This is a genomic window from Roseateles sp. (assembly GCF_965262435.1).
Lineage (GTDB): Bacteria > Pseudomonadota > Gammaproteobacteria > Burkholderiales > Burkholderiaceae_C > Paucibacter_A.
On the sequence record NZ_OZ253537.1, the window covers coordinates 1754853 to 1780701 of the forward strand.

Below are 25849 nucleotides of genomic sequence, written 5' to 3' on the forward strand. Positions count from 1 at the left end.
AAGGAACCCGTTGCGAAATCCTAGGCGCTGAGCCCGACTGGCGCGCCCCCGCAGACGGGGGTGCAACACCAGGCGGAGCCAAGCCTGCGTGTGATTATCACGCCCGCTCGGCCGATCTCAGCGTTTCTTGAGCGGCCGGCTCCAGCCGGCGATGGCCACCTGTTTGCCGCGCGCCACACTCAGCTCGCCCGCCGCCACCGGCTTGGTGATGGTGGAACCCCCGCCGATCGTGGCGCCCGCGCCGATTTCGACCGGCGCGACCAGCACGCAGTTGCTGCCCACATGGACGTCAGCGCCGATCACGGTGCGGTGCTTGTTGGCGCCGTCGTAGTTGGCGGTGATGGAGCCGGCGCCGTAGTTGACGCGCTCGCCCACGGTGGCGTCGCCGAGATAGGCCAGGTGGTTGGCCTTGGCGCCCTTGGCCAGGGTGGAGTTCTTGACTTCGACGAAATTGCCGATGTGGACCTCGTCACCGAGGTCTGCGCCGGGGCGCAGGCGGGCGAAGGGGCCGATCAGGGCGCCAGCGCCGACCTGGGCGCCGCCGGCCTTCTCGCCGTCGATGTGGGTGAACTCATGGATGCGGGTGCCGGCGCCGATGCTGGCATTGCGGATCACGCAGTTGGCGCCGATGCGGACGTTGTCGCCGAGGATCACGGTGCCTTCGAACACGCAGTTGACGTCGATTTCCACGTCCTGGCCGCAGCTCAGCGAGCCGCGCAGATCAAAGCGGCGCGGGTCGGCCAGGCGCACACCGGCTTCCAGCAGGGTTTCAGCCTGCTCCAGTTGGAAGCGGCGTTCCAGGTCGGCCAGCTGCACGGGGCTGTTGACGCCCAGCACCTCGGTCTCGTTCGGTGCGGCAATGCCCAGCACCGGCACGCCTTCGGCCACGGCCATGGCGACGATGTCGGTCAGGTAGTACTCGCCCTGGGCGTTCTCGTTCTTGAGTTGGCCGACCCAGCGTTTCAGTGCGCCGGTAGGGGCGGCCATCATGCCGGTGTAGCCCTCGCGGATGGTGCGCTGCTCAGCGCTGGCATCTTTGTGTTCGACGATGGCCAGCACGTTGCCGTCCGCTTGGCCGCCCTGGCGCACGATGCGGCCGTAGCCGGTCGGGTCGCTCAGGTGGATGGTCAGCAGCACCAGGGCCTTGCCATCACAGGCTTGGACCAAGGCTTGAGCGGTGGCTTGCTTGATCAGGGGCACATCGCCGTTCAGGATCAGGGTCGTGCCCTCGTCCTCGGGCAGGGCCGGCACGGCCTGCTGGATGGCGTGGCCGGTGCCCAGTTGGGGCATCTGGCGCACGAACTGCACGCCGGGGCCGGCGACAGCGGCTTCCACCGCGTCCGCGCCATGGCCGGTGATGACCACATTGCGCTGGGCTTGCAGGCCCTGCGTCATGTCGAGCACATGGCGCAAGAGCGAGCGGCCGGCCAGCTTGTGCAAGACCTTGGGCAAGGCCGATTTCATGCGGGTGCCCTTGCCCGCGGCCATGATGACAATGTTCAGCGCCATGTGAATGCAAGCGGGGCGGTGACCGCCCCGTGAGGTTTCAGTGAAGCGCTGATTATCAGCCGGCCCGCATGACAGCCCGCTGGGGGCTTGCCACGGGGGGCTGGCTTATCGAATGGCTTGCACCACCACGCGGTGCGGCTCAGGTCGCACCTTGGGGAAATCGCTCAGTGCGGCTTCGAACAGGGCTCCGGCCAGCTCGCTCGGGCCTTGGGTCATGCCTTCATTGCTGGCGCGGGCTTCGTAAAGCGGCTCGGCGCTCTGGCGGTCACGCAGCAGCACGGCCACCGAACGGTCATAGCGGCGGTCCAGCATGTCCGAGGGGTGGTACATGCCGATGCGGCCCAGGCCGCCGTAGCGCCAGTGCGAGTAGCTGCCTTGCCAGCGCCACCACAGCGGGTCGTCCCAGGGTGCGCGGTCCTGGGCGTCCACGCGCATACCCAGGGACACCAGCACGTCGGCACTTTTCGCGTCAGCGGCTTCGGTGAAGCCGGCTTTCAGCAGGGCCGCGCGAGCGCTGGCCTCGATGCGGGCCTGGTTGTCGGCGATGGCGCCCGCCTGGGCCTGCGAGGGCAGGCGTTCAAACGCAAAGCTGCCGGGCTTGCGGCTCTCGGGCCAGCTGCCGAAGCTGGAAACTTCGCTGCTGATGCTGTAAGGGCCGCTGCAGGCACTCAGGCCCAGTGCGGCGACGGCGCCCAAGGCGGCCAAAAGGGAACGACGAGGAATGTGCATGGCGTGCTCCTAACGTATTGTTCTGATGGCTTTGATTGTGAACCGATTCCGCGCGCGCTTTGTGTCTCTTGTGTAGGCGAAGCTTTACTGTTCTTGACGGTGGATGCTGATCACGGACGGGCCGGCGTTGGTTTGCGGCGTGCTGCAAGCCTCGTCCTCGTCGAAGGCGATGTCGCCGTTGGCGTCGGGCCGGCCGTCGGCCTTGAGGGTTTGGAAGGGGAAGAGATCGCGGTCCATCATGTGCGAGGGCACGATATTGCCCATGGCGCTGAACATGTTCTCGATGCGACCTGGGAACTTCTTCTCCCAGTCGTTGATCATGGCCTTGACCTGCACGCGCTGCAGGTTCTCCTGGCTGCCGCACAGGTTGCAGGGAATGATGGGAAAATCGCGATGCGCGGCCCAGCGCACCAGATCGGGTTCGGCCACATAGGCCAGGGGGCGAATCACCACATGCTTGCCGGTGTCGCTGACCAGTTTCGGCGGCATGCCCTTCATGCGCGCGCCGAAGAACATATTCAGCAGCAGGGTGACGATGATGTCGTCGCGGTGGTGGCCCAGGGCGATCTTGGTGGCGCCCAGCTCCTCCGCCACGCGGTAGAGGTTGCCGCGGCGCAGGCGCGAGCACAGGCTGCAGGTGGTTTTGCCTTCCGGCACCAGGCGCTTGACGATGGAGTAGGTGTCCTGCTCCTCGATGTGGAAAGGAATGCCGCGCGACTTCAGGTATTCGGGCAGCACATGCTCGGGGAAGCCGGGCTGCTTCTGGTCGAGGTTGACGGCGACGATGTCGAACTTGATCGGCGCGCGTTTCTGCATGTTCAGCAGGATGTCCAGCAGCGAATAGCTGTCCTTGCCGCCCGAGAGGCAGACCATGACCTTGTCGCCCTCCTCGATCATGTTGTAGTCGACGATGGCCTGGCCCACCTGGCGGTGCAGGCGCTTGGACAGCTTGTTCAGCTCGACCGAGGTCTTTTTGTCCTTGGCGCTGCTTTCATCGCTGGCCGGCGCGGCGGCTTCCAGTTGGCTGGGCAGGTCGAGGTTCAGGGTGGGGGCGTCTTGGGTGTTCAGCATGATGGGGTCTGTCCTTGCTATCGCGGCAGTCTGTGTCATTGAGCGCCCCGCCAGGGGCTGCGAATCTTCGCGTGGCGCGCGTGGAGCCGGCTCTGCCGGGCCACCGGGCGCTGCCCCTTGAGGGGTGCGCGAAGCGCGTCGGGGTGGTCCACTACCACTGGCCGCATTCGGCGCTGATGGCGACTTGGCAGTCGGGGAAGATTTCGAGTTTGGTGACCTTGATGCGCACGCCGGCCACGCCGGGCAGCTTCATCAAGCGGGTGCAGAGCTTGCCCAGCAAGGCTTCGAGCAAGTCGGTGTGCTCGGCCGTGCATTCGTCGATGATGATGGTGCGCACGCGACGGTAGTCCAGCACATGGCCGATGTCGGCGTCGCGCGAGACGATCTGCTGGGCGCCGAGGTTCACTTCGGCATCAACCTGGATGGGCTGAGGGCCTTCGCGTTCGAAGTCCAACACGCCGAGGTTGGCGCCGAAGCGCAGGCCGGTGATGTGGATGATCTGGCGGTTGTTGCGGCGCATCGCCAGGCTGGGCTGGCCCTCGTGCAGCGGGCGCAAAAAGGCCTCGACGGCCTTGGCCGCCACGACCCCGTCGCCGAGCGCGGTTTGCACGCAAGGGTGCTGGCGGCCGCTGGTATCGCCGGCCACGAACAGGCCCAAGGGCGCGAAGCGCGGCTCGTCACGGAAGGGGTGCGACGGCGCCGTGATGCCGGCGCGCTGGAGCGCATCGCCAACCTGCAGCCAGGCGCTGGGTTCGGCCTCGAAGCCCAGCAGCACGGCCACATGCTCAAAGCGCTCTTCGCCAAAGGCTTGCGAATGCACGGTGACCCCAGCCTCATCGGGCTGCAGGCGGCTCGGCATCGGGCTGGGCAGGCGGGTGTGGATGGCGTCGGCCATGCCCTGGATGCGCTCCACCAGGCGCTGTTGGGCGCGCCAGTCGCTGCGCGACCAGAGCGTGACCTGGTGGCCGCGTGCCTGCAGGTAGAGCGCGTTCTCGGCCGCGTTGTCGCCGCCGCCCAGCAGCAGGATGCGCGCCGGCGCCAGTTGCTCGCGGCAGGCGGTCAGGCTGAGTGCGTCCAGCACGCGCGGGTGGGGCTGTCGGCTGGGGAAGAAGGCTTCCGGGCGCAGCGGCTTCAGGCCGGTGGCCAACAACAGGGCACGTGCTTGCAGCACCTGCCCGTCCTCCAGGCGCAGGCGCCAGCCTTCGCCGGCCAGCCAGTCCACGTGGGCGCAGCTCTGGCCCAGCACGGTGTGTACCTCGCTCAGGCGCTCGACCTGGCGCGCGTATTGCTGGCCCAGGCTGGCCAGCGTCTGGCCGGGCGCGCCCAGCACCCAGTCTTGGCCGAACTGCAAGCTTTGCAGGCCGGCGCAGAGTTGAGCGGCCCGCTCCACCAGCGCGACGCGCAGGCCCAGCTGCTGCAGCCAGGAGGCGGCACTGCAGCCAGCCGGCCCGCCACCGAGGATGGCGACATCGAGCTGCGGCGGCAGAGAGTCAGGCGTGGAATGGGGCATGGTGGCGGACGGGGCAAAGACCAAAGCGCCGGATTATCCCCGCTCACCCGCGCCCGTGCCTTTGGCAGGCTTCCCGCGGGCCGGGGTCACGCCGCAAAGCGCCGGCAGCGTGTGAGAGTGCGCACAAGGCCTGAGCTGCTGATGATCAAGTTCCTGGGCCGCCCGAACGGCTCAGGCTCGCTCCCGCCGCGGCAGCCTTGGCTGTCAGCGCCGCGGACGGCGTGCCCGCTGCCACAAGCGCCAGCCCAGCAGCAGGGCGAGCACCGCGCCATAGATGGCTGGCTCGGCAAAGTTGTTCTTGCCGGCCCGCATCCAGATGAAGTGGGCGAGGGCGACCAGGCTTAGCAGATAGACCAGGCGATGCAGGCGCTGCCAGCGGGCCGCCCCCAGCGCCTTGATGACGCGGTTGAAGGAGGTGGCGGCCAGCGGCAGCAGCATCAGCCAGGCCGTGAAGCCCATCAAGATGAAGGGGCGCTTGAGGATGTCAGCGGCGATGTCGCCGGGCTCCAGGCCCATGTCCAGCCAGGCATAGGCGAGCAGGTGCAGGCTGGCATAGAAGAAGCTGAACAAGCCCAGCATGCGGCGAAAGCGCGCCAACGCCGGCTGGCCGCTGATGACGCGCAAGGGCGTCACGGCCAGGGTCAGGCAGAGACCGCGCAAGCTCCAGTCGCCGAGGCTGCGGATCAGGGTCTCGGCCGGGTTGGCGCCCAGGTTCTCGCTGATGGCGCCCCAGACCAGATAGGCCAGGGGCAGCAGGCAGATCAGGAACAGCAGGGGCTTGGCGGCGGCATGCAGCCAAAGAGAGCGGCGAGCCATCGGGGCGCCGGTCAATAGAACTTTTTCAGATCCATGCCCGCGTACAGCGAGGCGACCTGGTCGGCGTAACCATTGAACATCAGCGTCGGCCGCTTCTTGGTGAACAGGCCGTCTTCGCCGATGCGGCGCTCGCTGCCTTGACTCCAGCGAGGGTGGTCGACCAGCGGGTTGACGTTGGAGTAGAAGCCGTACTCGCGCGGCGCCGATTCGGTCCAGCTGGACACCGGCTGCTTCTCCACGAAGCGGATCTTGACGATGGACTTGGCCGACTTGAAGCCGTACTTCCAGGGCAGGATCAGTCGCAGCGGTGCGCCGTTCTGATTGGGCAGCACTTCGCCATACATGCCGAAGGCGAGCAGGCTCAGCGGATGCATGGCTTCGTCGATGCGAAGCCCCTCGGTGTAGGGCCAGTCCAGCACCCCGTTGCGCAGGCCGGGCATTTGGGACCGGTCCGCCAGGCTGATGAACTCGACGTACTTGGCGCGCGAGTTGGGTTCGACCTTTTTGATCAGCTCGGCCAGCGAGTAGCCGACCCAGGGGATCACCATACTCCAGCCTTCCACGCAGCGCAGGCGGTAGACGCGCTCTTCCATGGGGCTGAGCTTGAGCAGCTGATCCAGGTCGAAGCTGCCGGGCTTGCCGACTTCGCCTTCCACCGTCACGGTCCAGGGCCGCGGGCGCAGGCTGCCGGCGTACTGCGCCGGGTCGGATTTCTCGGTGCCGAATTCGTAGAAGTTGTTGTAGCCCGTGGCGTCGGCGTAGCGGCTCAGTTTGTCCATGCTCATGGCTCCGGCCACGGCACTCCGCGCACCGGGCAGCTTGGCCAGCTTGCCCGGCCCGGCGGTCTGGGCCATGGCCTCGCGCCCGGCCCATGCGGCGAGGCCAGCCCCGGCAGCGCCGGTGGCCATCAGCTGCAGCCATTGACGGCGCTCTTGATAGACCGCTTGCGGGGTGATGTCCGAGGGCAGGATCCGGGGGGCGTTTGAGCGGATGTGGGCAGAGCGTGGCATGGCGGGCCTTTGCAAAAGCGAGAGGAGACGCCCTCAGTCGTGGCGGCTGGCCGCAAGCTTACGGGCCTGGCTGTTTTTTTGCCCGGCAGGGTGGAAAAACCTTGCTGCCGCGGGCTCAGCGGCCCGGGCCTTCCGCTTCGGCCCAGCCTGCCGGGCAGCTCATGGACTTCAGCAAACGCGCATGTTCCCCGCTGTCCTTGAGTTTCTTCAGGCCAAGGTTGAAGTCGCGCAGCAGCTCGGCGCTACGGGCCACTTGCGGCGGCAGGATCAGATGGGTGGTGAAGCTGTCCGTCAGCAGGCGCGGATGGGCGGTGAGCCGGGCCGCTTCGGCCGGTTTGAAATGGCGGGCCAGCAGGTCACAGGCCACATTGCGCTCCATGGGCAAGACGTCGATGCGGCCCAGCAGCAGCTTGCGCAGACCAGCGAGATCGGTCGGTGTGGCGTCACCCTTGAGTTCACCGTTCTTGAGTGCGGCCCAGAGCTCCGGGGTGTAGGTGTAGTCGCGCACAAAGCCGATCTTGTAGGCACGCAGATCGTCCAAGCTCTGCCATTCGAGCTTGAGGCTGCGTGGGTGCACCAGCAGCCATTGCTCGGTGAGCACGTTGTCGCTGAGCAGGAAGTCGCGCCGGCGCTCGGCCGATGCGCCCCAGTAGGCGGAGGCATCGAAATGACCGAGCCGGGTTTCCTGCTGTGCCCGGGTCCAGGGCAGGAAATGGAATTCCACCTGATGCCCCGCCAGGGCAAAGGCGCGGCGCACGATGTTCAGGGCGATGCCCTGATCGGCCCGGCTTTGCGTGGCATAGGGCGGCAGTTCGCCCGTGGCGATGCGCAGGTCCAGGCCCCAAGCGGGGGCCGAGCTCAGCAGCAGGGCCGCCAGCAGGCCCGCGGCGAACCGCAACAGCGGTGTCGGCGGGAGCCTGGCGGTGGGCAGCATGCTGCGGCCGGGGTTCAGAGCGTGCCGTAGGAATGCAGGCCGGACAGGAACATGTTCACGCCTAGGAAGGCGAAGGTGGTGACCACCAGGCCAGCCAGCGCCCACCAGGCGGAGACGGCGCCGCGCAAACCCTTCATCAGGCGCATATGCAGCCAGGCCGCGTAATTGAGCCAGACGATCAGGGCCCAGGTTTCCTTTGGGTCCCAGCTCCAGTAGCCGCCCCAGGCCTCGGCGGCCCAGAAGGCGCCGAGGATGGTGGCGATGGTGAAGAAGGCAAAGCCCAGGGCGATGGCCTTGTACATCAGGTCGTCCAGGGTGCTCAGCTCGGGCAGGCGAGCCGTCAGGCGGCTGCGCAGGGCCACGGCCAGCACGAAGAAGACCAGCAGGCCGGCCATCTTGCGCGCCCAACCATCCAGACCGGCGATGGTCTCGGCCGGCAGGTCGGCGCCGAAGCGGGCCGCCAGAATCATGGCGATCAGCGCCGCCGGCATGGCGATCAGGCCCAGGCTCAGCGCACGCAGGCTGGCGGTCTTGAGCAGATAAGCCAGTGCCACCATGGCGGCCAGGGCGAAGGTGCCGTAGCCGACGAAATTGGCGGGTACATGGATCTTCATCCACCAGCTCTGCAGGGCCGGCACCAGGGGCTGGATCTCATGCGCTTCGCGCGCCACCGTGTACCAGAGCAGGAAAGTGACTGCCGCGCTGATCACCAGCAGCACATAGGCGCCCAGGGCGCGGGTCTTGAACTTCGCTTCGTAGTACAGGTAGAACAGCGCTGTCATCCAGGCGAACAGCACGAAGACTTCGTAGAGGTTGCTGACCGGGATGTGGCCGATGTCGGGCGCGATCTGGTGGCTTTCGAACCAGCGCACCATGGTGCCCACCAGGGCCATGAAAACAGCAGCCCAGGTCAGGCGCGAGCCGATGGCTTCAGCAGCGCTGGTCTCGCCGCGCTGGGTGAAAAAGCCGCCCCAGTAGAACAACGTGGCCATGTAGAAGAGCACGCTCATCCACAGGATCGCGCTTTGGCTGGACAGGGCGTACTTGAGCCAAAACACCTTGTCGGCCGCGGCCAGATCGGCGCCGAAGGCGTCAGGCGTCTGGACGTAGAGGCCGATGGCCAGCAGGCTGGCTGCGCCCACGCCGGCACACAGCCAGCGCAGCGGCGCCCAGAACCAGCCCAGGGCGATCAGGGCCGGCAAGGCACAGATCAGGATGCCTTTCTCATAGCCGTCCATGGAGGCGCCGTAGCGCGAGAAGGCGAACAGGCCGCCGGCCAGGATCAGGGCGGCGAAGCCCCAGTCGATGGCGTTGCGTCCGGAGAAGTAGCCCAGGTCCTGGCCGCGGACCGCGGGGCGGCCTGCGCTGACGGTGCTGCTGCTTGCGCTGTTCATACGCCTTCCTTCAAGAGATAGCCTTGCAATTGTTCGAACTCGGTGGCCAGGTCCGGCGACTCGCGCGTGCTGGCCATGGCCATGCGCACCCGTGTGGTTTCCGGTTGGCCCGGGCTGGGTTCCAGCCACAGCCACAGGCGGCGCTCGCGGATGTAGAGCATGGCGAACACGCCGATGATCAGGAGCACCGCGCCTAAGTAGACCAGTTTCTGGCCGGGCGCGCGGGTCACCTGGAATACGCTGGCCTGCACCTGCTTGAAGTCGTTCAGCTGCAGCAGCACCGGCGCCGGGTAGAACATGCTGTCCGACAGGGACAGCACGGCCTGGGTCATGAAGGCCTGGGTGCTGGCATCCGCCGTCGCGGCGCCCAGGCCGGCTTGCTCGCGGCCCAGCTTGTAGAGCTCGAACAGGCTGCCATTGAGGATGCGCAGCAGCACCTCGGAGACGCGCTGGCGCTCGCCCTCGGGCACTTCACTTTCGATGAATTGGCTCAGCGCCGGCAGGCCGCCCCAGCCGCCGCTGGTGTCGGCCTTGGCAGGCTCGGCACCCGCGAACAGATTGAGCGCACGGCGTGCCGTGGCCTGCAACTGGGGCGTCATCTGCGGCTTGTCATTGGGCGTGGCCGCCTGTGCGTAGCGGCGTGCGGCGCGCTCGCGCTGCTCCGGGTCGAGCAGGCTCTGGCGCAAGCGCATCCAGCTGTCCAGGCTGAGATCCGCATCGGCCGGGATACGCAGGTAGCGGAAGGCCTCGGTCGGGGTCTCGCGCACGCCGGCCAGGTAGACCTTTTGCCCGTCCAGGTCGACCGGCAGCATGTAGTTGTTGTATTCGCGGGCCTGACCGGCGGCGTCGCGCAGGCGGTAGCTGAAGGAGGGGCCGACATTGCGCAGCTCCTTGTCAGCGCCACCGCGGGCGCCGCTGCCCATATGGTTCTGCAGGCGGTTGACCAGGTCGACGGCGCGCACATCGGTGCCGCCTTCCTTGCCGCTGCCACCCTTGCCGCCGGAACTCATGTTCTCGACATTGATGACGCGCAGGCCGTTGAACTCCAGGCGCAGGCTTTCGCCGTCCTTGGAATCGCTGCTGGCCAGCTGCGTGCTGCCGCCGACCACGCCATCGATGGCGAAGGGCTTGGCCGCGCCGGCATTGCGGGTCATGGGCAAAGCTTGCAGCTTGAGGCTGGAGCCGCCGTCTTCGAAGCTGCTCTGGTAGATGGCGATGCCGCGGTGCTGGGCCGGTTCATTGACCTTGACGCGCTTTTCGGTCGTCAGCCCGGTCTCACGGTCACGGATGACGATGTCGCTGGCGAACAGCTTGGGCATGCCGGTTTCGTAATACTCGACGATGAACTTCTTCAGCTCGACGTCGAAGGGCAGGTCCTGCAGGACCACGCCGCTGGGCATGGACAGGACGGCCGTACCGGCTGTGGCGCCTTCCGGCACCATCAGATTGCCGCGGAAGCTTGGGTTGTTGGGTGGCAGGCGGTGTTCGGGCTTGACCTCGCTGATCAGGCCGCCGCCTTCATAAATCGTCTTGCCCTGGGCCCACATCAGGCCGCGCACCAGCAGGTCGCCATCGAGCAGGCCGCCCAAGCACACCAGCACGATGGCCGAATGCGCCGCGAGATAGCCGAGCTTGTTGCTCGCGCCGCGCCGGGCCGCCAGCATCACGCCGCGGTCCCGCACCTGCACCTTGGTCTTCCAGCCGCCAGCGCTCAGGCGGTTCTTCAGGTCGGCCAGGGCCGCCTCGGGCGCCCGACTCAGCTGCAGGATGGCCTTGTGGTGGTGGGCCTGCAGCGATTGTTCGCGCACCGATTCCTTGAAATTGCGCAGATCTTGCAGGATCTTGGGCGCGTTGCGCGTGATGCACAAGCTGGTCGAGGTGACCAAAAAGGCCAGGATCAGCAGGAACCACCAGGCGCCGTAGACGGTGTACAGGTCGAACTTGCCGAACACCTCGGCCCAAAAGGGGCCGAACTGGTTGACGTAGTTGTTGAGCGGCTCGCGCTGCTTGACCACGGTGCCGATCACCGAGGCGATGCAGATGATGGTCAGCAGGGCGATGGCAAAGCGCATCGAGGCCAGCAGGTCGAGCAGCTCCCGGCCTGGCGAATGCGCGGCGATGGCTGCAGGCGCCGGAAGCGGCGCGGCTTCGCTGGGTTCGGGCAGTGCCGCAGGCTCGGGCGCAGCCGTCGGCGCCAAGCCGGACGGCACGGTGTCAAGCGCGTACTCGCTGGAGGGAAGGGTGTCGCTCATGGAAGCAGGATTGTCGGTGGGCCCGAGGTATCAAGGGCGAGCCCATGAAAAAAGGCCGGTGAACTTCACCGGCCTTGTTCGTGATCAGGTGCAGCGGCCGAAGGCGCGCCCGGGCTCAGCGCAGGCCGGCGATGTAGTCGGACACGGCCTTGATTTCGCGGTCATTGAGCTTGGCTGCGACACCGGTCATCTGGGCATTGTTGGCGCGGGCGCCCGAGCGGAAGGCGATCAGCTGGGCTTCCGTGTAGTCGGAATGCTGGCCGGCCAGACGCGGGTACTGGGCTGGCATGCCGGCGCCGTTCGGGCTGTGGCAGGCAGCGCAGGCCGGGATCGAGCGATCGGCGATACCGCCGCGGTAGATCTTTTCGCCGAGCTCAACCAGGGTCTTGTCCTTGGCGAAGCCGGGCTTGGCTTGCTTGGAGGCGTAGAAGGCGGCGACATGCTTGATGTCTTCGTCCGACACCACGGCGGCCATGCCTTGCATGACGGCGTTTTTGCGAATGCCGGCCTTGAATTCGGTCAGCTGCTTGGCCAGGTACTCGGGGTGTTGGCCTTGCAGGATGGGGTTGGCCGGGCTGCCGCGCGAGCCATCTGCCGTGTGGCAGGCGGCGCAGACCTGGGTCGAAATGGCAGCGCCCTTGACCAAGTCAGGCTTGGCGGCGGCTTTGGTTTCGTTGGCTTGTGCCGCCGAGAACGTGGCGAATGCAAGCACGAGGCTCGAGGTCAGGACAGCAGCAGTCTTCATCATGAATATATTGATTCGGTAAGCGCAACCCATAGATTTTACAATGGCAATCCACCAAGCCTGAACACTTCATGACCAACACCACTTCTGAGCCGCAAGAAAACGCGCCAAATCCGGTTGCCGCGGCCACCCCCACCGACAAGGTGGTGTTGGGCTGGACCCACACCGCGCGTTTTCTGACCACTGCCAGCCAGCTGGTCCACCTGCCGCCGAACGAGCTGCCCGAGATCGCCTTCGTGGGCCGCTCGAACGCCGGCAAGTCCACCGCCATCAACACCCTGGCCCAGCAAAAGCGCCTGGCTTTTGCGTCCAAGACGCCGGGCCGCACCCAGCACATCAATCTGTTCCACCTGGGCCCCAAGGATGCACCCAACGCCTTGTTCGCCGACCTGCCTGGCTACGGCTATGCCGCCGTGGCCAAGGCCGCCAAGCTGCGTTGGCAGAAGGTCATGGCCGACTATCTGGAAGTGCGCCGCAGCCTCTCGGGTGTGGTGCTGATGGTCGACTCCCGCCTGGGCCTGACCGATCTGGACAAGCAGCTGCTGGAGTTCGTCACGCCGCGCGTGCGCAATGGCGAGATCAAGCTGCTGGTGCTGCTGACCAAGGCCGACAAGCTCAATCGCAAGGAGGCTGATGCGGCCTTCTTCGCCACCCAGGATTTCCTCGGCGACATCGTCACCGAGGAGTCGGATGTGCGTGTGACCCTGTTCTCGGCGCTGAAGAAGCAGGGCGTGGCCGATGTGGCCCACATCCTGTACGAATGGGCCCACAGCGTGACCCTGGTGCAGGCCAGCTTCAACCCGGCCGATCTGCCCGATCCTGCGGCGCAGCTGGACGACGCGCCACCGGCGGGCGAGTGATCGCGCTCAGGGCCGGCCGATAAAGAGGTAGATGGCCGAGCTGCCCTGCGGCGCCCGGCCCAGGGCCAGGTAGAGCGGGCCGATGCCGGTGTCGGCGCCGATGAAGACGCTGGCCGCCGTGCGCAGGTCGCGTGCCGCCACCCGTTCGCTCTGGCCCCAGGCATTGCCAATTTCCAGCGAGCCGCCATAGAAGAAGCCGCGCGTCAGCAACGGCGTCTCGCGCAGGCGGCGGTAGTAGGTGGCGCGGCCGAACACCAGGGTGTCGCCGATCAGTTGCCCCGGCTGGTAGCCCGAGAGCTGCTGGAAGCCGCCCAGCGAGTAGGGCCCTTGCGCCGAGTCTTCGGGCTGGCGCGCCAGGAAGGTGCGAGCGTGCAGATTGAGGGTGTGGGTGCCCCAGCTGCGCACCCAGCTGCCTTGCAACTCGGCGCGGTGGAAGGCCGCGTGACGCACGCTGCCGCCGCTTTGCTGGCCGGCAATCGCTTCGAAAAGCACCCGGTAGCCGCGCTGCGGGAAATTGGCGAAGTCCAGCTGGTCGACCACGGCCTTGAGGCGCAGGCCGGTTTCGCTCCAGACCTTGTCCAGGCGGTTGTCGCTGATCACGGTCGGCGCCAGCTTGGGCGTGACTCGCCAGTTCTGGTGCAGCAGGCCCAGGCGCAATTCGCCCAGACGGCCCCAGGGCTGGCCCAGGTCGGCGCCAAAGGTGGCGGCCTGGCGCTGCAGGCGGGCCACGGCCACATCGCTGGTGTCCTGGTAGAGGGTGAAGTTGCGGCGGTCGAGCTCGCCCCAGGCGGACACAAACCAATCGTTCGAGCGTCCCAGCTGGAAGCTCAGCGGCTGGTAGATCTCGCTGTAAAAGCGCGGCGTTTGGCCGATGGTCAGTTGGTTGCGCCATTCGGTGCCCAGCTTTGTCAGCCAGTGGCGGTTGTGGGAGATGCGCAGATTGAAGGCGCTCTCGCCGTCGAAATCGGTGCTCAGGTCCAGGCCGATGCGGAAGTAGTTGGGCCCCCAGTGCTTGTCGTCCATGGTGAAGACCAGGGCGTCGCCGCCAGAGCGCTGTTCGACGTGGTAGTCCACCCGCTCGTAATCACCCGAGGAGGCCAGCAGGCGCGCATCGCGCTCGGCCCGCTCGGTGTCGAAGATCTGGCCCGGTGCCGATTCCAGCTGTGCCTTGAAGCGCTCGGGGTTGGTGATGCTGCTGCCCTCGAACTTCACCGCGGCCAGCATGGCCTTGGGCTGGTTGCGGCGCACGCGCTCCAGCTGCCATTCGGCATAGGCCGCAGGGCCCAGGGCCAGGCCGCGCAGGCGCGGCAGCAAGGCCTCGGCCGCCGCTTCGCCGGCGGCGATCAATTCACGGGTCTTGTCAAAGTCGCCGGCGCCAAGCGGCCCCAGCGTGGGCGTGATCAGCAGATCGTCGGCGCGCAAGCTGGCCAAGCTTCGCTGCACATTCTGCTCGGTCAGGATGTTGATCATCTGCCCGGTCACGCCGACCAGAGAGCTCAGTGCCGAGCGGCCCGAAAGCGGCGTGCCGACATTGACCGCGATCAGGCGCTCGGCGCCCAGGCTGCGGGCCACATCGACCGGCAGGTTGTTGACCAGACCGCCGTCGCCGAGGATGCGGTCCTGCCATTCGGTCGGTGCGAACACGCCCGGCACGCTCATGCTGGAACGCAAGGCCAGGGCCAGGTCGCCCTCGCGCATGATGCGCTGCGCGCCAGTCTCCAGATCGGTGGCCACGGCGCGGAAGGGCGTGGGCAGATCGTCGAAGTTCTGCACATTGCGCACCGGCAGGGTGAAGCGGCGCAAGAGAATTTCCAGGCCGCGGCTGGACAGCGTGCCCTGCGGCAGGCGGAATTCGCCCTCGCGCATGCCCACTTCCACGGCCGGCGAGAACTCGAAGTCCTCTTCCTTGCGGCGCTGCGAGAGTTGCTGCCGGTCGACCCGGCTGTTGAAGACCGTGCCCCAGTTGACGGCCAAGAGCTCGCGTTCCAGATCCCGCGCGCTCATGCCGCTGGCAAAGAGGCCGCCGATGATGGCGCCCATGGAGGTGCCGGCAATCATGTCGGCGGGGATGTGCTCTCGCTCCAGCACCTTGAGTACGCCGACATGGGCCAGGCCGCGTGCGCCGCCGCCCGACAGCACCAGGCCAATCTGCGGCCGCAGCTGAGGCCCGGGCTGAGCCATGGGTGCCACGGGCTCGCTGGTCGGGGCGGCCACCGGTCTGGTGCCCGGCGCCTGGGCCAATGCCAAGCTGGCCAGCAACAAGCCGGCGAACCCCACGCCCCAGCGCGCGCCGCCCTCAGACCGCATCGTCGAGGTCTTGCATCAAGGTGTCGACCGCGCGCTGCACCAGGCTGTTTTCATCGAGGGCGGTGATCAGGCCGTGGGTGAGCAGGCGTTCCAGGGCCGCGCGCGTCAACGAATGGCGCTGGTCGGGGTCCTGGCCAACAAAGAGGAAGAACTGGCCGCTCTCGCTGATCCAGGCCACTTGCGCAGTCAACCAATTGCTCTGCACGAACAAGTGGTACCAGCCGCCGATGTGCAAGCCGTCCAGCCAGGCGCTGACGGCCGAGCGGGCCTCGGGCGTGTCGCCTTGGTCGTAGAGCTGCACCGGCACGGTGGGCAGATGACCGCGGTTGACCCGGGTGTGGGCCCATTGCGTGGACATCTGTGATTCGCGTTCGATCAACAGGCGCTGTAGCAGCTCCTCGGGGCTGAGCTCTTGAGAATTCGGCCCACGCGGGCTGGCTTCGAGCGGCTTGGCCGCATCGGGCAGGGCGCTCATGCCGCGCAGCAGGCGGCCGTGCTGCAGCATCAGCTCCTGCAACACCGACTCGCGCTGGGCTTCCGGCAGGGCGATGGCATCGCAGCCGCTGCGCAGACCTTCGATCAGGCCCGGCAGTCGCTGGCGCAGGCGCTGGCGCGAGCGCTCATCGGGTGTGTCGTGCAGGCTTTCCAGCAACTGGTCCACCCATTCGATGCGCGCCATGGCCTGATCGGATTCGCGACCATGCAGCACCATGGCTTGCACGATCACCTCCACCCATGCCGTGTTCATGAAGCGGCGCAGCTTGGGGCCCAAGGGCGCTTCGATCGTCTGGGCGGCCAGCTGTTCATGCAGCAGCTTGCTCCAGGGTTCGCGCATGGACTCGCGCTCCAGTGCGCCGAGGGCCTGGACGCTGCGCTCACTGCGCTGCTGTGCCTGGCTGCTCAGATGTGCCTCGACCCGTGTCAGGGCCTGCTGGAACAGCGCCGCGCTGGGCACGGCCACATCGATCAGGCCCTGCACCTCGCCCTCGATGAAGCGCAGAAAGCTCTGCAGGCGCTCGTCGTCGGCGCGCTCGAAGGCCATGCCATGGGCGGCGACGCGGTTGAGCAGGCCCCAGGTCGGGTGGTCCTGCTTGTGCAGGAGGTTGGCATCGCTGCGCGCCAGGCGCACCACGGCCACCTGCAGCCGCGCCAGCAAGGCCTTGAGTGGCGGCAGCAAGCGCGGGTCGGCCAGGATCTGGTCGTAGAGGCGGCTCAGCAGATCGGGGCCATGGCCGGCCCGGAACACCGGCGCGGCCGGTGCAGTGGCGCCGACCGCCGCTTGGCCCAGTGGTGCCGGCCGGGTGTTGTGTTCGTGGACGCGTCGGGCCAGGCCGTCGAGCGTGGCCGGTTGAGTGCTGCGGCGCGCCAGGGCCAGGCGCAGTTCGGCGTCCGGGTCGACGCGCGCCGCATGGCTGGCCACCATCTGGCTCAGGTCGGCCGCGCGCAGCTGGGCGCACAAGGCGCTGTAGAGCCGCAACATGCCGCTGGCCATGGGTTGGGATGCGGCCTGCATCAGCTCGTAGCGCGCCTGCGGCTCCATCTCGACGCTGGACAGGGCCACCAGCAAGGCCTGGGCGAACAGGGCCGGCCGCACCGGGTTCTCGTTCTTGAGGGCGCGTGCGGTGCCGCGCAGCGCGGCGAAGACATTGCCGAGCTGGTGCAGCTCGGCGCGCGCATGTTCTTCCACGGCATGGATCACATGGGCCACGGCCACGTCTTGCAGGGCCTGGCGGTCATCGACCAGGCTCAGGGAACTGAGGTCATTGAGCTTGCGCTGCAGCGGGTCTTCGCCGCGTGCCGAGGCCTGCAGCAAGGGCAGCAGGGCGGTCTCGAAATCGTTGGCGAAGCGCGCGCGCATGCGGCGCCAGCCGTCGAGCAGGTGGAAGTGCTTGGGCCGGCTGTCCAGTTCGTCCTGGATGGCGTTCAGGACATGGCGGCTCAGACCCGGCGCTTGGGTCATGGCTTCGGTGAGCAGGGATTGCAGGGTGGGTGCGTTGGACATGCGAGCAGCGGGACCGATTTGCCGCTGATTATCAGCGTGACGAAGGCTGCTCGCGCCGGCCTGTGGTGCTGTGGCTGCAAGTGGGCCACCTGAGCGGCTGCCGGCGCGCAGAAACGCACAGCGGAACGTGCCGCCGAGAACGAAAAAAGGGCGCCTTGCGGCGCCCTTTCTGGCTTGCTTGGCGTGGCAGACCCGAGGGCCTGCCGGGCCGGGCATTACATGCCCATATCGCCCATGCCGCCCATGCCGCCCATGCCACCAGGCATGCCGCCGCCAGCTGCTTCTTCCTTCGGCGACTCGGCGACCATGCACTCGGTCGTCAGCATCAGCGAGGACACCGAAGCGGCGTTCTGCAGTGCGGTGCGGGTCACCTTGGTCGGGTCCAGGATGCCCATTTCGATCATGTCGCCATAGGTGTCGTTGGCGGCGTTGAAGCCGTAGTTGCCCGAACCAGCCAGGACAGCGGCCACGACCACGGAGGCTTCGCCACCGGCGTTGTAGACGATTTCGCGCAGGGGAGCTTCGATGGCCTTGAGCACCAGCTTGATGCCGGCGTCTTGGTCAGCGTTGTCACCCTTGATGGCGCCAGCAGCTTGCTTGGCGCGCAGCAGGGCCACGCCACCACCGGCCACGATGCCTTCTTCCACCGCAGCGCGCGTGGCGTGCAGGGCGTCTTCCACGCGGGCCTTCTTTTCCTTCATCTCGACTTCGGTGGCAGCGCCGACCTTGATCACGGCAACACCGCCGGCCAGCTTGGCCACGCGCTCTTGCAGCTTTTCACGGTCGTAGTCGCTGGACGCTTCTTCGATCTGGATGCGCACTTGCTTGACGCGGGCTTCGATGTCGGCAGCAGCACCGGCGCCGTCAATGATGGTGGTGTTTTCCTTGCCCACTTCGACGCGCTTGGCTTGGCCCAGATCGGCCAAGGTGACCTTCTCCAGGGTCAGGCCGACTTCTTCGGCGATGACCTTGCCGCCGGTCAGGATGGCGATGTCTTCCAGCATGGCCTTGCGGCGGTCGCCGAAGCCAGGCGCCTTGACGGCCACAACCTTCAGGATGCCGCGGATGGTGTTGACCACCAGAGTCGCCAGCGCTTCGCCTTCGACTTCTTCAGCGATGATCAGCAGCGGACGGCCGGCCTTGGCCACTTGCTCCAGCGTGGGCAGCAGGTCGCGGATGTTCGAGATCTTCTTGTCGAACAGCAGGACGAAGGGGTTGTCCAGCAGCGCGGCTTGCTTCTCGGGGTTGTTGATGAAGTAAGGCGACAGGTAGCCGCGGTCGAACTGCATGCCTTCGACGACGTCGAGTTCGCTGTCCAGGCTCTTGCCGTCTTCGACGGTGATCACGCCTTCCTTGCCGACCTTGTCCATCGCTTCGGCGATGATGCGGCCCACTTCCACATCGCTGTTGGCCGAGATCGTGCCGACTTGTGCGATTTCCTTGGAGGTGGTGGTGGCCTTCGAAGCCTTCTTCAGCTCGGCGACCAGGGCGGTGACCGCCTTGTCGATTCCGCGCTTCAGGTCCATCGGGTTCATGCCGGCGGCCACGTACTTCATGCCTTCGCGCACGATGGCTTGGGCCAGCACGGTGGCGGTGGTGGTGCCGTCACCGGCGTTGTCGCTGGTCTTGGAAGCAACTTCCTTGACCATCTGCGCGCCCATGTTCTGCAGCTTGTCCTTCAGCTCGATTTCCTTGGCCACGGACACACCGTCCTTGGTCACGGTGGGGGCGCCGTAAGAGCGCTCGAGCACCACGTTGCGGCCCTTGGGGCCCAGGGTCACCTTGACCGCATTGGCCAGGATGTTCACGCCTTCAACCATGCGAGCACGAGCTTCGCCGCCAAAGATCACGTCTTTTGCTGCCATGTGTATTTCTCCGAATTCGTTAGTAGATGACTACGCTTGCTTCACAGCACATTCGTTGAGAAAGAAAGCGTAGCGAGCGCCTGTCAGGCAAGGCGGGCGAAGCGCAGGAACCGGAACGTACTTCCTGCACGTGAGGATTCCGAGCATTCGACCAACGACGCATGACAGGGGCGTAGTAGCTTTATTTCTCGACGACGGCGAAGAGGTCTTCTTCGCGCATCACGAGCAACTCATCGCCATCAACCTTGACGGTCTGGCCCGAGTACTTGCCGAACAGAACGCGGTCACCGACCTTGACGTTCAGGGCGATCAGGTCGCCACGGTCATTGCGCTTGCCGGCGCCGACGGCCAGCACTTCGCCTTGATCCGGCTTTTCAGCAGCGGCGTCAGGGATGACGATGCCCGAAGCGGTCTTGGTTTCTTGTTCGAGGCGCTTAACGATCACGCGATCGTGCAGAGGACGCAGTTTCATCACATCTCCTTGAGATTTTCGGGGCTTGTTCAGGGGTGATCGACCGAGCCGTCCACCCCCTCATGGGGAAAAACCGTGACCGACAAAGCCCGGCGGGCCGGGCTTCTGGGGTCGTTAGCACTCGATTGGGGTGAGTGCTAGCAGGAAGGATTATAGGGGCGGCTTCCTGGCTTTCAAGAGGGCAGAGCGCAGCAAAGTGATGGTGGCGCCAAGCCCGCGGCGCGCTTTGAGCCCTGCGCTGGGTGCGCGGATTGATGTCGCTTGGCGCCACAAGGCGGGCACTTGTGGCTTGGCTGCAGCCATCACCTGCCTGCCTTGCTGGGTGAGCCGCACCTCGATCGGGTACGAGACCGCGCAGAGGTGCGTGATCTGGCCTATCTGAAAAACCAGCATGGCCAGGTGCAGCCGTGGTTTTGGGTACGCGGGGCCGCGAGCGCTGACTCGAGTCTGCTTCGGCTATAAAAAAGGCCCCTTGCGGGGCCTCTTGAACTGTATTGCCTGACGTGACTGTCAGAACTTGTAGCCAGCCGTCAGATAGACGAAGCGGCCGCGCGGGTCATATTGCGTCACGTCGTAGCCGTTTTGGAACTGGTTCGACACTGGTGTGAACACGGCCGGCTTCTTGTCGAATAGATTGCGTGCGCCCAGGGTCAGGCGCAGGTTCTTAAAGCCGGTGTAGCTGACGCTGGCGTTGTACAGGGCCAAGCTGGGCATGAAGTGAGGCTCGTCATTCAGATCGTGACCAGCTTCGTAGCCGCTGGCGTAGTCCTGCACCAGGGTGCCTGCCCATGCGCCGACGGTGTAGGTCGCTTGCAAGCTTTGCTTCCAGCGCAATACCACACCGCCTTGGTCAGCGCCGAGCACAGGGTTGCCGGCTTGGTCGACGATGGTGCCGACCTTGTGCGACATCACTCCGCCGGGGCTCAGCTGGTCGAACTTGTCCATGTAGGTGCCGTTGAAGCCCAGGTCCAGGCGGCTGCCGTCGAAGCGCAGTCGGTAGTTGGCTTCCAGATCCACGCCTTGCACCGTGGCACTGCCGGTGTTGGTCTGCACGACGTTCACTTGCTTGATCGAGCCCGAGGGATTGAGCTGGACCAAACCGGCGTACGAGGGGTCACCCTTGCGGAAACCCGAGACGATTTCCTGCACCGAAGCCAGCGACAGGATGTCCTTCAGCTTGACGCGGAACACGTCAGCCGACAGGGTCATGTCCTTGACTGGCGAGACCACGATGCCGAAGCTCGACTGGGTCGACTTTTCCGGCTTCAGCAGAGGGTTGCCGCCTGTCAGTGCGTTGACCTGAAGCTTCTTCTCGCCGGTACCCGGATCGTCAAATTGCGCGCTGGTGCCCAGCACCTGCGGATCCCACAGGTCCACAAGGGTCGGCGCGCGGAAGCCTGAACCGGCTGAGGCGCGCAGCATCAGCTCCTTGCTGGGCTGGAAGCGCACATTGGCCTTGTAGTTGGTGGTCGAGCCCGCGTCGTTGTAGCGGTCATGACGCAAGGCCAGGCCAGCTTCCAGAGTCTTGATGATGGGTGCGTTGAACTCCGCGAACACCGCCTTCACATTGCGGCTCTTGTCCAGGGGCTTGGTGGCGCCGCCCAGGCCAGCGATGTCGCCGCTGAACATGGCGGGCGACGGCGATTTGGAATAGCTTTCCTTGCGCAGCTGGGCGCCGGCGGCGTACATCAGGGAGCCGGCCGGCAGGGCCAGCAGATCGCCTGAGACCTTCGCTTCCACGACATCGACCTTGGACTTGAATGTCGTGGTGTCACCGATGTACTTGGCGCCTTCGATGGCCTTGCGGAATGCTTCCGATTGGGCCAGCGAGAAGGGGTTGTAGTCGCTGTTCTCGGCGTTCACGGCCTTGACGAAAGCGACTTGCGAGAAGTAGCCGTCGGTCACCTTGCCACGGGTCTTGCCTTCGTTGTGCGACGCCGCCAGCTCGTAGTCGTGGCCGGCGTATTCGCCGCGCACGCCCAACACATAACGACTTTGGTCGGCCGTGGACAGCTCGGTGCGGTCGCCGAAGTCATAAACGCGCGCTGTCACGCCCAGGGGCTGACCCACCAGCGAGCCGAAGCCGTTCTTGGTCAGGTAGTCGGCGGCGATCTTGTAGTTCGGATTGTTGGGGCGCAGCAGCATCACGGGGTCAACGCCCTGCTTCGCGAACTCTTCGTCGCTGACCAGGAAGCCGTTGCGGATGGGGCTGGGCTGGAACTGTTGCTGCACTTTGCTCTGGCTGTACAGCAGGTCGCCGAACAGCTCAGCCTTTTCGTTCAGCTTGACGGTCAGGTTGGCGCTCAAGGTGGTCAGGTCGCGCTTCGGCACCAAGCCCACGAACGGCGCTGCGTCATAGGCGCAGAACGGCATCTTGCTGGTGCCGTTGACGGTCGGGTTCTTGAACATCTTGATGTCAGCGCACTTGTCGGCTTGGGCCAAGGGGTTGCCATAGCCAGAGCCGCCCAGGAAGTCCGTGCCTGCGGTGCCTTCCACCCACTTGCCATTCACCACCTTGCCAGGGGTGTAAGGGCCTTCGATATTGCCGTGCCCAGTGGCGCCAGAGACGATGAAGGGGTCGATATTGCCGGTTTTGGCGAAGTCACGATCACGGCCGAACAGGGCGGTTTCCTTCTCCAGACTGGCCGAGGCGGTGATGTTGAAGCGGTCCCTGTTCAGGTCGCCGTAGCCGGCCACGATGCTGGCGCGGGTGTTCTTGCCACCGCCTGAGGCGGTCGGCGAGCCGGCGGTAGCGCTCAGCTCCACGCCTGTCATGCTCTTGTTCAAGATGAAGTTGATCACGCCGGCCACGGCGTCGGAGCCGTACACGCCCGAGGCGCCGTCCTTCAGCACTTCCACGCGTTCGATGGCAGCCAGGGGGATGGATGCCACGTTGACCGTGGTGCCGCCACCACCGGCAAACGGTGCCACGCGGCGGCCGTTCACCAGGACCAGGGTGCGGTCAGAGCCCAGGCCACGCAGCGACACGGACGACAGTCCGTAGGTCGAGCTGCCGGCGCCGGCCGAGGTATTCAAGGCGCCGGCGGAGGCGATGGAGGCGATCGAAGCCAGCAGGGCTTCGGTGCTGACCACGCCGCTGCGGCGGATTTCTTCCTTGGTGACGATGGTCACCGGCAGCGCCGATTCCGAGTCCACGCGCTTGATCGAGGAGCCGGTGACTTCCACGCGCTCCATCTGTTGCGGGGCGGCGGTCTGTGCCTGAGCGCTGAGGGCGTTCACGGCCAGGAACACGGCAGCGCCGATGGCGCTGAACTTCGGGTCTTGTTTCAACATGGGGTGCAAACTCCTGTTTGGGTGGGTGTCCAACAACGCCGCCGGCGCGGCACGGCCCGGGGGTGGCGGGCGTGCGACCGGGCAACGGTCTGCGGCGAGTCTAGGAGTGGTGTTTGGCAAGCCGGTGAGGGTCAGTCCTTGTCAGACCTCTGCCACAAACTTCCTGTAGTGGAAGCATGAAACGTGTAGTGACGCCGAATCCGGGCGGATAGCGAATGGCGCGTGCGAGAACTCGCCTTTGGGGCCGCGTGGCGTGACTTTCGCGTCTTGCGTGCGGCCGCAGAACTGGCGCGAGATTGCGCCGGGTCGGTGCTTGCGGGACTTTCGGCACATGGAGGAAGTCACGCCATGGGCCGAGCCCTTGGGCGTTGAGCGCACAGCGTTCGCTGCTCGTCCCCAAAACAGGGTCAGCGAGCGCGCTTGTGCGGCTGGCGCGCAGCCCGGCGCCGCTTCAGGGCTGGCGGCGCAGCAGCGCCTGCCCCATGCGCAGACGCTGGCCGGTGGCGATGCCCTCGCAGAGCGCAAAGCCTGGTGGCACGAAGACCAGGATGGTCGAGCCATGCTGGAACCAGCCCATCTCCTGGCCCTTGCGGAACTCGGCCCGGCAGGGCAGTTCGTTGGCGCCGCGGTAGCCCACGTGCAGCAGCAGGTCGAGGAAGTGCAGGCGCAGGCTGGCCACCAGGATGGCGGCCACCGGAACCAGGGCGATCGGCGTGGCCGGAGCGTCAGCCAGGCGGCAACGCAGCACGGCGCGCTCGTTGCGGCAGAACAGGCGCTCGACCCGCTTGAGTGCAATCGGGTTGACGTTCCAGGTGTCGCCGGCGATGTGGGTGACATGCTCGACGCGGCAGTCGGCCGGCGCATGGAAGCGGTGGTACATGGCCGAGGTCAGGCGCAGGGTGATGAAGAGCCCGCCTTCGAAGGCGCTCGTGTCCTGTGTCGGGCCGAAGAGATCGTGCAGCCCATACGGAAAGCCCTTGGCCTGGAAGACCTGGCCGGCCTCGACCCGGCCGCAGGCGCCGACGATGGCGTCGCAGGGGCTGCTGAGCACCTCGGGCCGTGGGTCGACCGTGCGTGCGCCCTCGCGCAGCTCGCGGGTGAAGCAGTCGTGCAGGCTGGCAAAGCGCTGTTGCTTGGCGTCGCTCAGGTCCAGGTCGGTGAACAGGCGCCAGACGGCGATCGAGGCGCGCGCCAGCAGCGGTTGGCGCAGCTGGCTGAACCAGCCCATGAAGCGGGTCAGGGCGATGCGCGGGATGCGGTTGGTGAGCAGGAAGTTGAGGTCTTCCTGCTGCAGGCTGCGCTGCAGGGTTTGGCGCCAGGCGGAGGTTTTCATGAGCTTGTCAATTCGGGCTGTTAGATAAGAGGTCTGCGCAACAAAGAGCGCTGCCAAGCAGGCGGCGACAACCAGGTAGGCACGTGGAATGAATGAAACTTTTGCTCTCTCGGCGCTGGCCCTGGCCGCGCTGGCCTGGACCTTGCCCAAGGCCAAGCGGCGACTGGAGTTGTCGCGGGCCAAGCACCGTTCGCTGGCCGGGCACTCGCGCATGGCCAAGCGCCTGGCCGGCTGGATTCCCGGCTACGCCTACGACGAGGCGCGCTTCTTTGCCTCCGACGAGGCGCCGCCGGCCGTGGCCGCGCAGCGCCGCGCCGGCTTTCAGCGCCTGTGCGCGGTGTATTCGGATCGTTTTGAGAAAAGCATTGCCATGACGGCGCGGGCCCGTGAAGGCATCTCCGACCTGCAGTTCACTGGCAGCTACCGGGTGCCCTTCCAGTACAGCCCCTATCTGCGCGAGCACCTGAAGAGCGGCAGCTTTCTGCAGGCCTCGAGCGGCGTGATGGTGGAAGACCTGGACGGCAACCGCTTCTACGACCTGACCGGCTCCTACGGCGTCAATGTCTTCGGCTACGACTTCTACCGCGACTGCGTGGACGAGGGCATCGCCCTGACTCACAAGCTCGGGCCGGTGCTGGGTGCCTACCACCCCTGCGTGGCCGACAACGTCGAGCGGCTCAAAGCCATCTCCAAGCTCGACGAGGTGTCCTTCCATATGTCGGGCACCGAGGCGGTGATGCAGGCCGTGCGGCTGGCCCGTTATCACACCGGCCGCAAGCATCTCGTGCGCTTCTGCGGCGCTTACCATGGCTGGTGGGAGGATGTGCAGCCCGGCCCCGGCAACCCGCTGCCGCCGCGCGAGACTTACACCCTGGAAGACCTGGACCCGCGCAGCCTGCAAGTGCTGCGCACGCGCCGCGACATCGCCTGCGTGTTGGTCAATCCGCTGCAGGCCCTGCACCCGAACAAGGGCGCGCCGGGTGATTCGTCCCTTCTGGACAGCGGCCGCCGCGCCGGCTTTGACCGCGAGGCCTACACCACTTGGCTCAAGGCTTTGCGCGAGGTTTGCACCGAGCGCGGCATCGTGCTGATCTTCGACGAGGTGTTCCTGGGCTTCCGCCTGGCGCCCGGCGGCGCGCAGGAGTATTTCGGCGTGCGCGCCGACATGGTCACTTATGGCAAGACCCTGGGCGGCGGTCTGCCGGTCGGTGTGGTCTGCGGCCAGCGCGATCTGATGAAGCGCTTCCGCGAGCAGCGGCCGGCCGACATCTGCTTTGCCCGCGGCACCTTCAATGCCCACCCCTATGTGATGGGCGCCATGAGTGCCTTCCTCGACCGCCTGGAGTCGCCGGCCGTCAAGGCCATCTACGCGCAGGCCGACGAGCGCTGGGAACAGCGCGCGCAGCACTTCAATGAAGCGCTGCAGGCGGCCGATGTGCCGGTGCAGATCGCCCAGCTGCAGTCGGTCTGGACGGTGTTCTACACCCAACCCTCGCGCTACAACTGGATGCTGCAGTTCTATCTGCGTGAACAAGGGCTGGCTCTGAGTTGGGTGGGCACAGGAAGGCTGATCTTCAGCCTCAACTACAGCGATGCCGACTTCGAGGCGGTGCTGCAGCGTTTCGTCAAAGCCTGCAAATGCATGCAGGCCGATGGTTGGTGGTGGGAGGACGAGGGGCTGACCAACAAGTCCATCCGCCGCTCGGTCTTGCGCGAGATGCTGCAGCAACGGTTCTGATCCGAGGC

18 protein-coding genes and 1 pseudogene are annotated in these 25849 nt (G+C 66.1%); 2 read left to right on the forward strand and 17 right to left on the reverse strand.

Annotation, left to right across the window (positions count from 1 at the left end):
• Window positions 1-117 precede the first annotated feature (117 nt).
• The 11 genes and pseudogenes from glmU to ACQY39_RS07605 form a co-directional block, all read right to left on the reverse strand.
• Window positions 118-1509, reverse strand: coding sequence for a bifunctional UDP-N-acetylglucosamine diphosphorylase/glucosamine-1-phosphate N-acetyltransferase GlmU (glmU, locus tag ACQY39_RS07555; protein ID WP_428504926.1), 1392 nt, complete (start codon window positions 1507-1509; stop codon window positions 118-120).
• 105 nt (window positions 1510-1614) lie between these two features.
• Entirely contained in the window at window positions 1615-2238 is a 624-nt protein-coding gene (locus ACQY39_RS07560; protein ID WP_428504928.1) for a DUF4136 domain-containing protein, read from the reverse strand.
• Window positions 2239-2322: 84 nt separating this feature from the next.
• Window positions 2323-3306 (reverse strand): tRNA 2-thiocytidine(32) synthetase TtcA, encoded by a 984-nt coding sequence (gene ttcA, locus ACQY39_RS07565; RefSeq protein ID WP_428510747.1) that lies wholly within the window; start codon window positions 3304-3306, stop codon window positions 2323-2325.
• A 154-nt stretch (window positions 3307-3460) separates the two neighbouring features.
• Window positions 3461-3829, reverse strand: coding sequence for a dihydroneopterin aldolase (locus ACQY39_RS07570; protein ID WP_263517155.1), 369 nt, complete (start codon window positions 3827-3829; stop codon window positions 3461-3463).
• Window positions 3830-4039: 210 nt separating this feature from the next.
• Window positions 4040-4819, reverse strand: a pseudogene (locus tag ACQY39_RS07575) (NAD(P)/FAD-dependent oxidoreductase); the annotation flags it as partial.
• A gap of 204 nt (window positions 4820-5023) precedes the next feature.
• On the reverse strand, window positions 5024-5635 hold the full coding sequence (locus ACQY39_RS07580; protein WP_428504930.1) for a sulfite oxidase heme-binding subunit YedZ: 612 nt from the start codon (window positions 5633-5635) through the stop codon (window positions 5024-5026).
• Window positions 5636-5646: 11 nt separating this feature from the next.
• On the reverse strand, window positions 5647-6645 hold the full coding sequence (gene msrP, locus ACQY39_RS07585) for a protein-methionine-sulfoxide reductase catalytic subunit MsrP (RefSeq protein ID WP_428504932.1): 999 nt from the start codon (window positions 6643-6645) through the stop codon (window positions 5647-5649).
• Window positions 6646-6760: 115 nt separating this feature from the next.
• On the reverse strand, window positions 6761-7579 hold the full coding sequence (locus ACQY39_RS07590; protein WP_428504934.1) for a substrate-binding periplasmic protein: 819 nt from the start codon (window positions 7577-7579) through the stop codon (window positions 6761-6763).
• 14 nt (window positions 7580-7593) lie between these two features.
• Entirely contained in the window at window positions 7594-8973 is a 1380-nt protein-coding gene (gene ccsB, locus ACQY39_RS07595; protein ID WP_428504936.1) for a c-type cytochrome biogenesis protein CcsB, read from the reverse strand.
• Window positions 8970-11045, reverse strand: coding sequence for a cytochrome c biogenesis protein ResB (locus ACQY39_RS07600; protein WP_428510749.1), 2076 nt, complete (start codon window positions 11043-11045; stop codon window positions 8970-8972). Before ACQY39_RS07600 ends, ccsB begins: the two co-directional genes overlap by 4 nt.
• 295 nt (window positions 11046-11340) lie before the next feature.
• Window positions 11341-11970, reverse strand: a complete 630-nt coding sequence (locus ACQY39_RS07605; protein ID WP_428504938.1) for a c-type cytochrome — start codon at window positions 11968-11970, stop codon at window positions 11341-11343.
• Between the two features lie 71 nt (window positions 11971-12041).
• Here ACQY39_RS07605 and yihA point away from each other — a divergent pair, with 71 nt between their 5' ends.
• Entirely contained in the window at window positions 12042-12830 is a 789-nt protein-coding gene (gene yihA / locus ACQY39_RS07610; protein ID WP_428504940.1) for a ribosome biogenesis GTP-binding protein YihA/YsxC, read from the forward strand.
• Between the two features lie 6 nt (window positions 12831-12836).
• Here yihA and ACQY39_RS07615 read toward each other — a convergent pair whose 3' ends face one another.
• From ACQY39_RS07615 to asd, 6 genes are all read right to left on the reverse strand, one after another.
• Window positions 12837-15137 (reverse strand): patatin-like phospholipase family protein, encoded by a 2301-nt coding sequence (locus ACQY39_RS07615; RefSeq protein ID WP_428504942.1) that lies wholly within the window; start codon window positions 15135-15137, stop codon window positions 12837-12839.
• Window positions 15127-17139, reverse strand: a complete 2013-nt coding sequence (locus ACQY39_RS07620) for a DUF1631 family protein (protein WP_428504944.1) — start codon at window positions 17137-17139, stop codon at window positions 15127-15129. The genes ACQY39_RS07615 and ACQY39_RS07620 overlap by 11 nt, the downstream gene beginning before the upstream one ends.
• A 215-nt stretch (window positions 17140-17354) precedes the next feature.
• Entirely contained in the window at window positions 17355-19004 is a 1650-nt protein-coding gene (gene groL / locus ACQY39_RS07625; RefSeq protein WP_263516819.1) for a chaperonin GroEL, read from the reverse strand.
• A 181-nt stretch (window positions 19005-19185) separates the two neighbouring features.
• On the reverse strand, window positions 19186-19476 hold the full coding sequence (gene groES, locus ACQY39_RS07630) for a co-chaperone GroES (protein WP_133700865.1): 291 nt from the start codon (window positions 19474-19476) through the stop codon (window positions 19186-19188).
• Between the two features lie 510 nt (window positions 19477-19986).
• Window positions 19987-22770, reverse strand: coding sequence for a TonB-dependent receptor (locus ACQY39_RS07635; RefSeq protein ID WP_428504947.1), 2784 nt, complete (start codon window positions 22768-22770; stop codon window positions 19987-19989).
• Window positions 22771-23221: 451 nt separating this feature from the next.
• Entirely contained in the window at window positions 23222-24103 is an 882-nt protein-coding gene (asd, locus tag ACQY39_RS07640) for an archaetidylserine decarboxylase (RefSeq protein WP_428504949.1), read from the reverse strand.
• Between the two features lie 88 nt (window positions 24104-24191).
• Here asd and ACQY39_RS07645 point away from each other — a divergent pair, with 88 nt between their 5' ends.
• Window positions 24192-25841 (forward strand): aminotransferase class III-fold pyridoxal phosphate-dependent enzyme, encoded by a 1650-nt coding sequence (locus ACQY39_RS07645; protein ID WP_428504951.1) that lies wholly within the window; start codon window positions 24192-24194, stop codon window positions 25839-25841.
• Window positions 25842-25849 lie beyond the last annotated feature (8 nt).

Coding starts and splice junctions, on each gene's coding strand:
- ccsB (WP_428504936.1), bottom strand. CDS start 8,973: ATGAACAGCGCAAGCAGCAGCACCGTCAGCGCAGGCCGCCCCGCGGTC.
- groES (WP_133700865.1), bottom strand. CDS start 19,476: ATGAAACTGCGTCCTCTGCACGATCGCGTGATCGTTAAGCGCCTCGAA.
- ACQY39_RS07645 (WP_428504951.1), top strand. CDS start 24,192: ATGAATGAAACTTTTGCTCTCTCGGCGCTGGCCCTGGCCGCGCTGGCC.
- yihA (WP_428504940.1), top strand. CDS start 12,042: ATGACCAACACCACTTCTGAGCCGCAAGAAAACGCGCCAAATCCGGTT.
- ACQY39_RS07600 (WP_428510749.1), bottom strand. CDS start 11,045: ATGCGCTTTGCCATCGCCCTGCTGACCATCATCTGCATCGCCTCGGTG.
- ACQY39_RS07635 (WP_428504947.1), bottom strand. CDS start 22,770: ATGTTGAAACAAGACCCGAAGTTCAGCGCCATCGGCGCTGCCGTGTTC.
- groL (WP_263516819.1), bottom strand. CDS start 19,004: ATGGCAGCAAAAGACGTGATCTTTGGCGGCGAAGCTCGTGCTCGCATG.
- ACQY39_RS07605 (WP_428504938.1), bottom strand. CDS start 11,970: ATGAAGACTGCTGCTGTCCTGACCTCGAGCCTCGTGCTTGCATTCGCC.
- asd (WP_428504949.1), bottom strand. CDS start 24,103: ATGAAAACCTCCGCCTGGCGCCAAACCCTGCAGCGCAGCCTGCAGCAG.
- ACQY39_RS07580 (WP_428504930.1), bottom strand. CDS start 5,635: ATGGCTCGCCGCTCTCTTTGGCTGCATGCCGCCGCCAAGCCCCTGCTG.
- msrP (WP_428504932.1), bottom strand. CDS start 6,645: ATGCCACGCTCTGCCCACATCCGCTCAAACGCCCCCCGGATCCTGCCC.
- glmU (WP_428504926.1), bottom strand. CDS start 1,509: ATGGCGCTGAACATTGTCATCATGGCCGCGGGCAAGGGCACCCGCATG.
- ACQY39_RS07560 (WP_428504928.1), bottom strand. CDS start 2,238: ATGCACATTCCTCGTCGTTCCCTTTTGGCCGCCTTGGGCGCCGTCGCC.
- ACQY39_RS07590 (WP_428504934.1), bottom strand. CDS start 7,579: ATGCTGCCCACCGCCAGGCTCCCGCCGACACCGCTGTTGCGGTTCGCC.
- ACQY39_RS07570 (WP_263517155.1), bottom strand. CDS start 3,829: ATGCGCCGCAACAACCGCCAGATCATCCACATCACCGGCCTGCGCTTC.
- ACQY39_RS07620 (WP_428504944.1), bottom strand. CDS start 17,139: ATGTCCAACGCACCCACCCTGCAATCCCTGCTCACCGAAGCCATGACC.
- ACQY39_RS07615 (WP_428504942.1), bottom strand. CDS start 15,137: ATGCGGTCTGAGGGCGGCGCGCGCTGGGGCGTGGGGTTCGCCGGCTTG.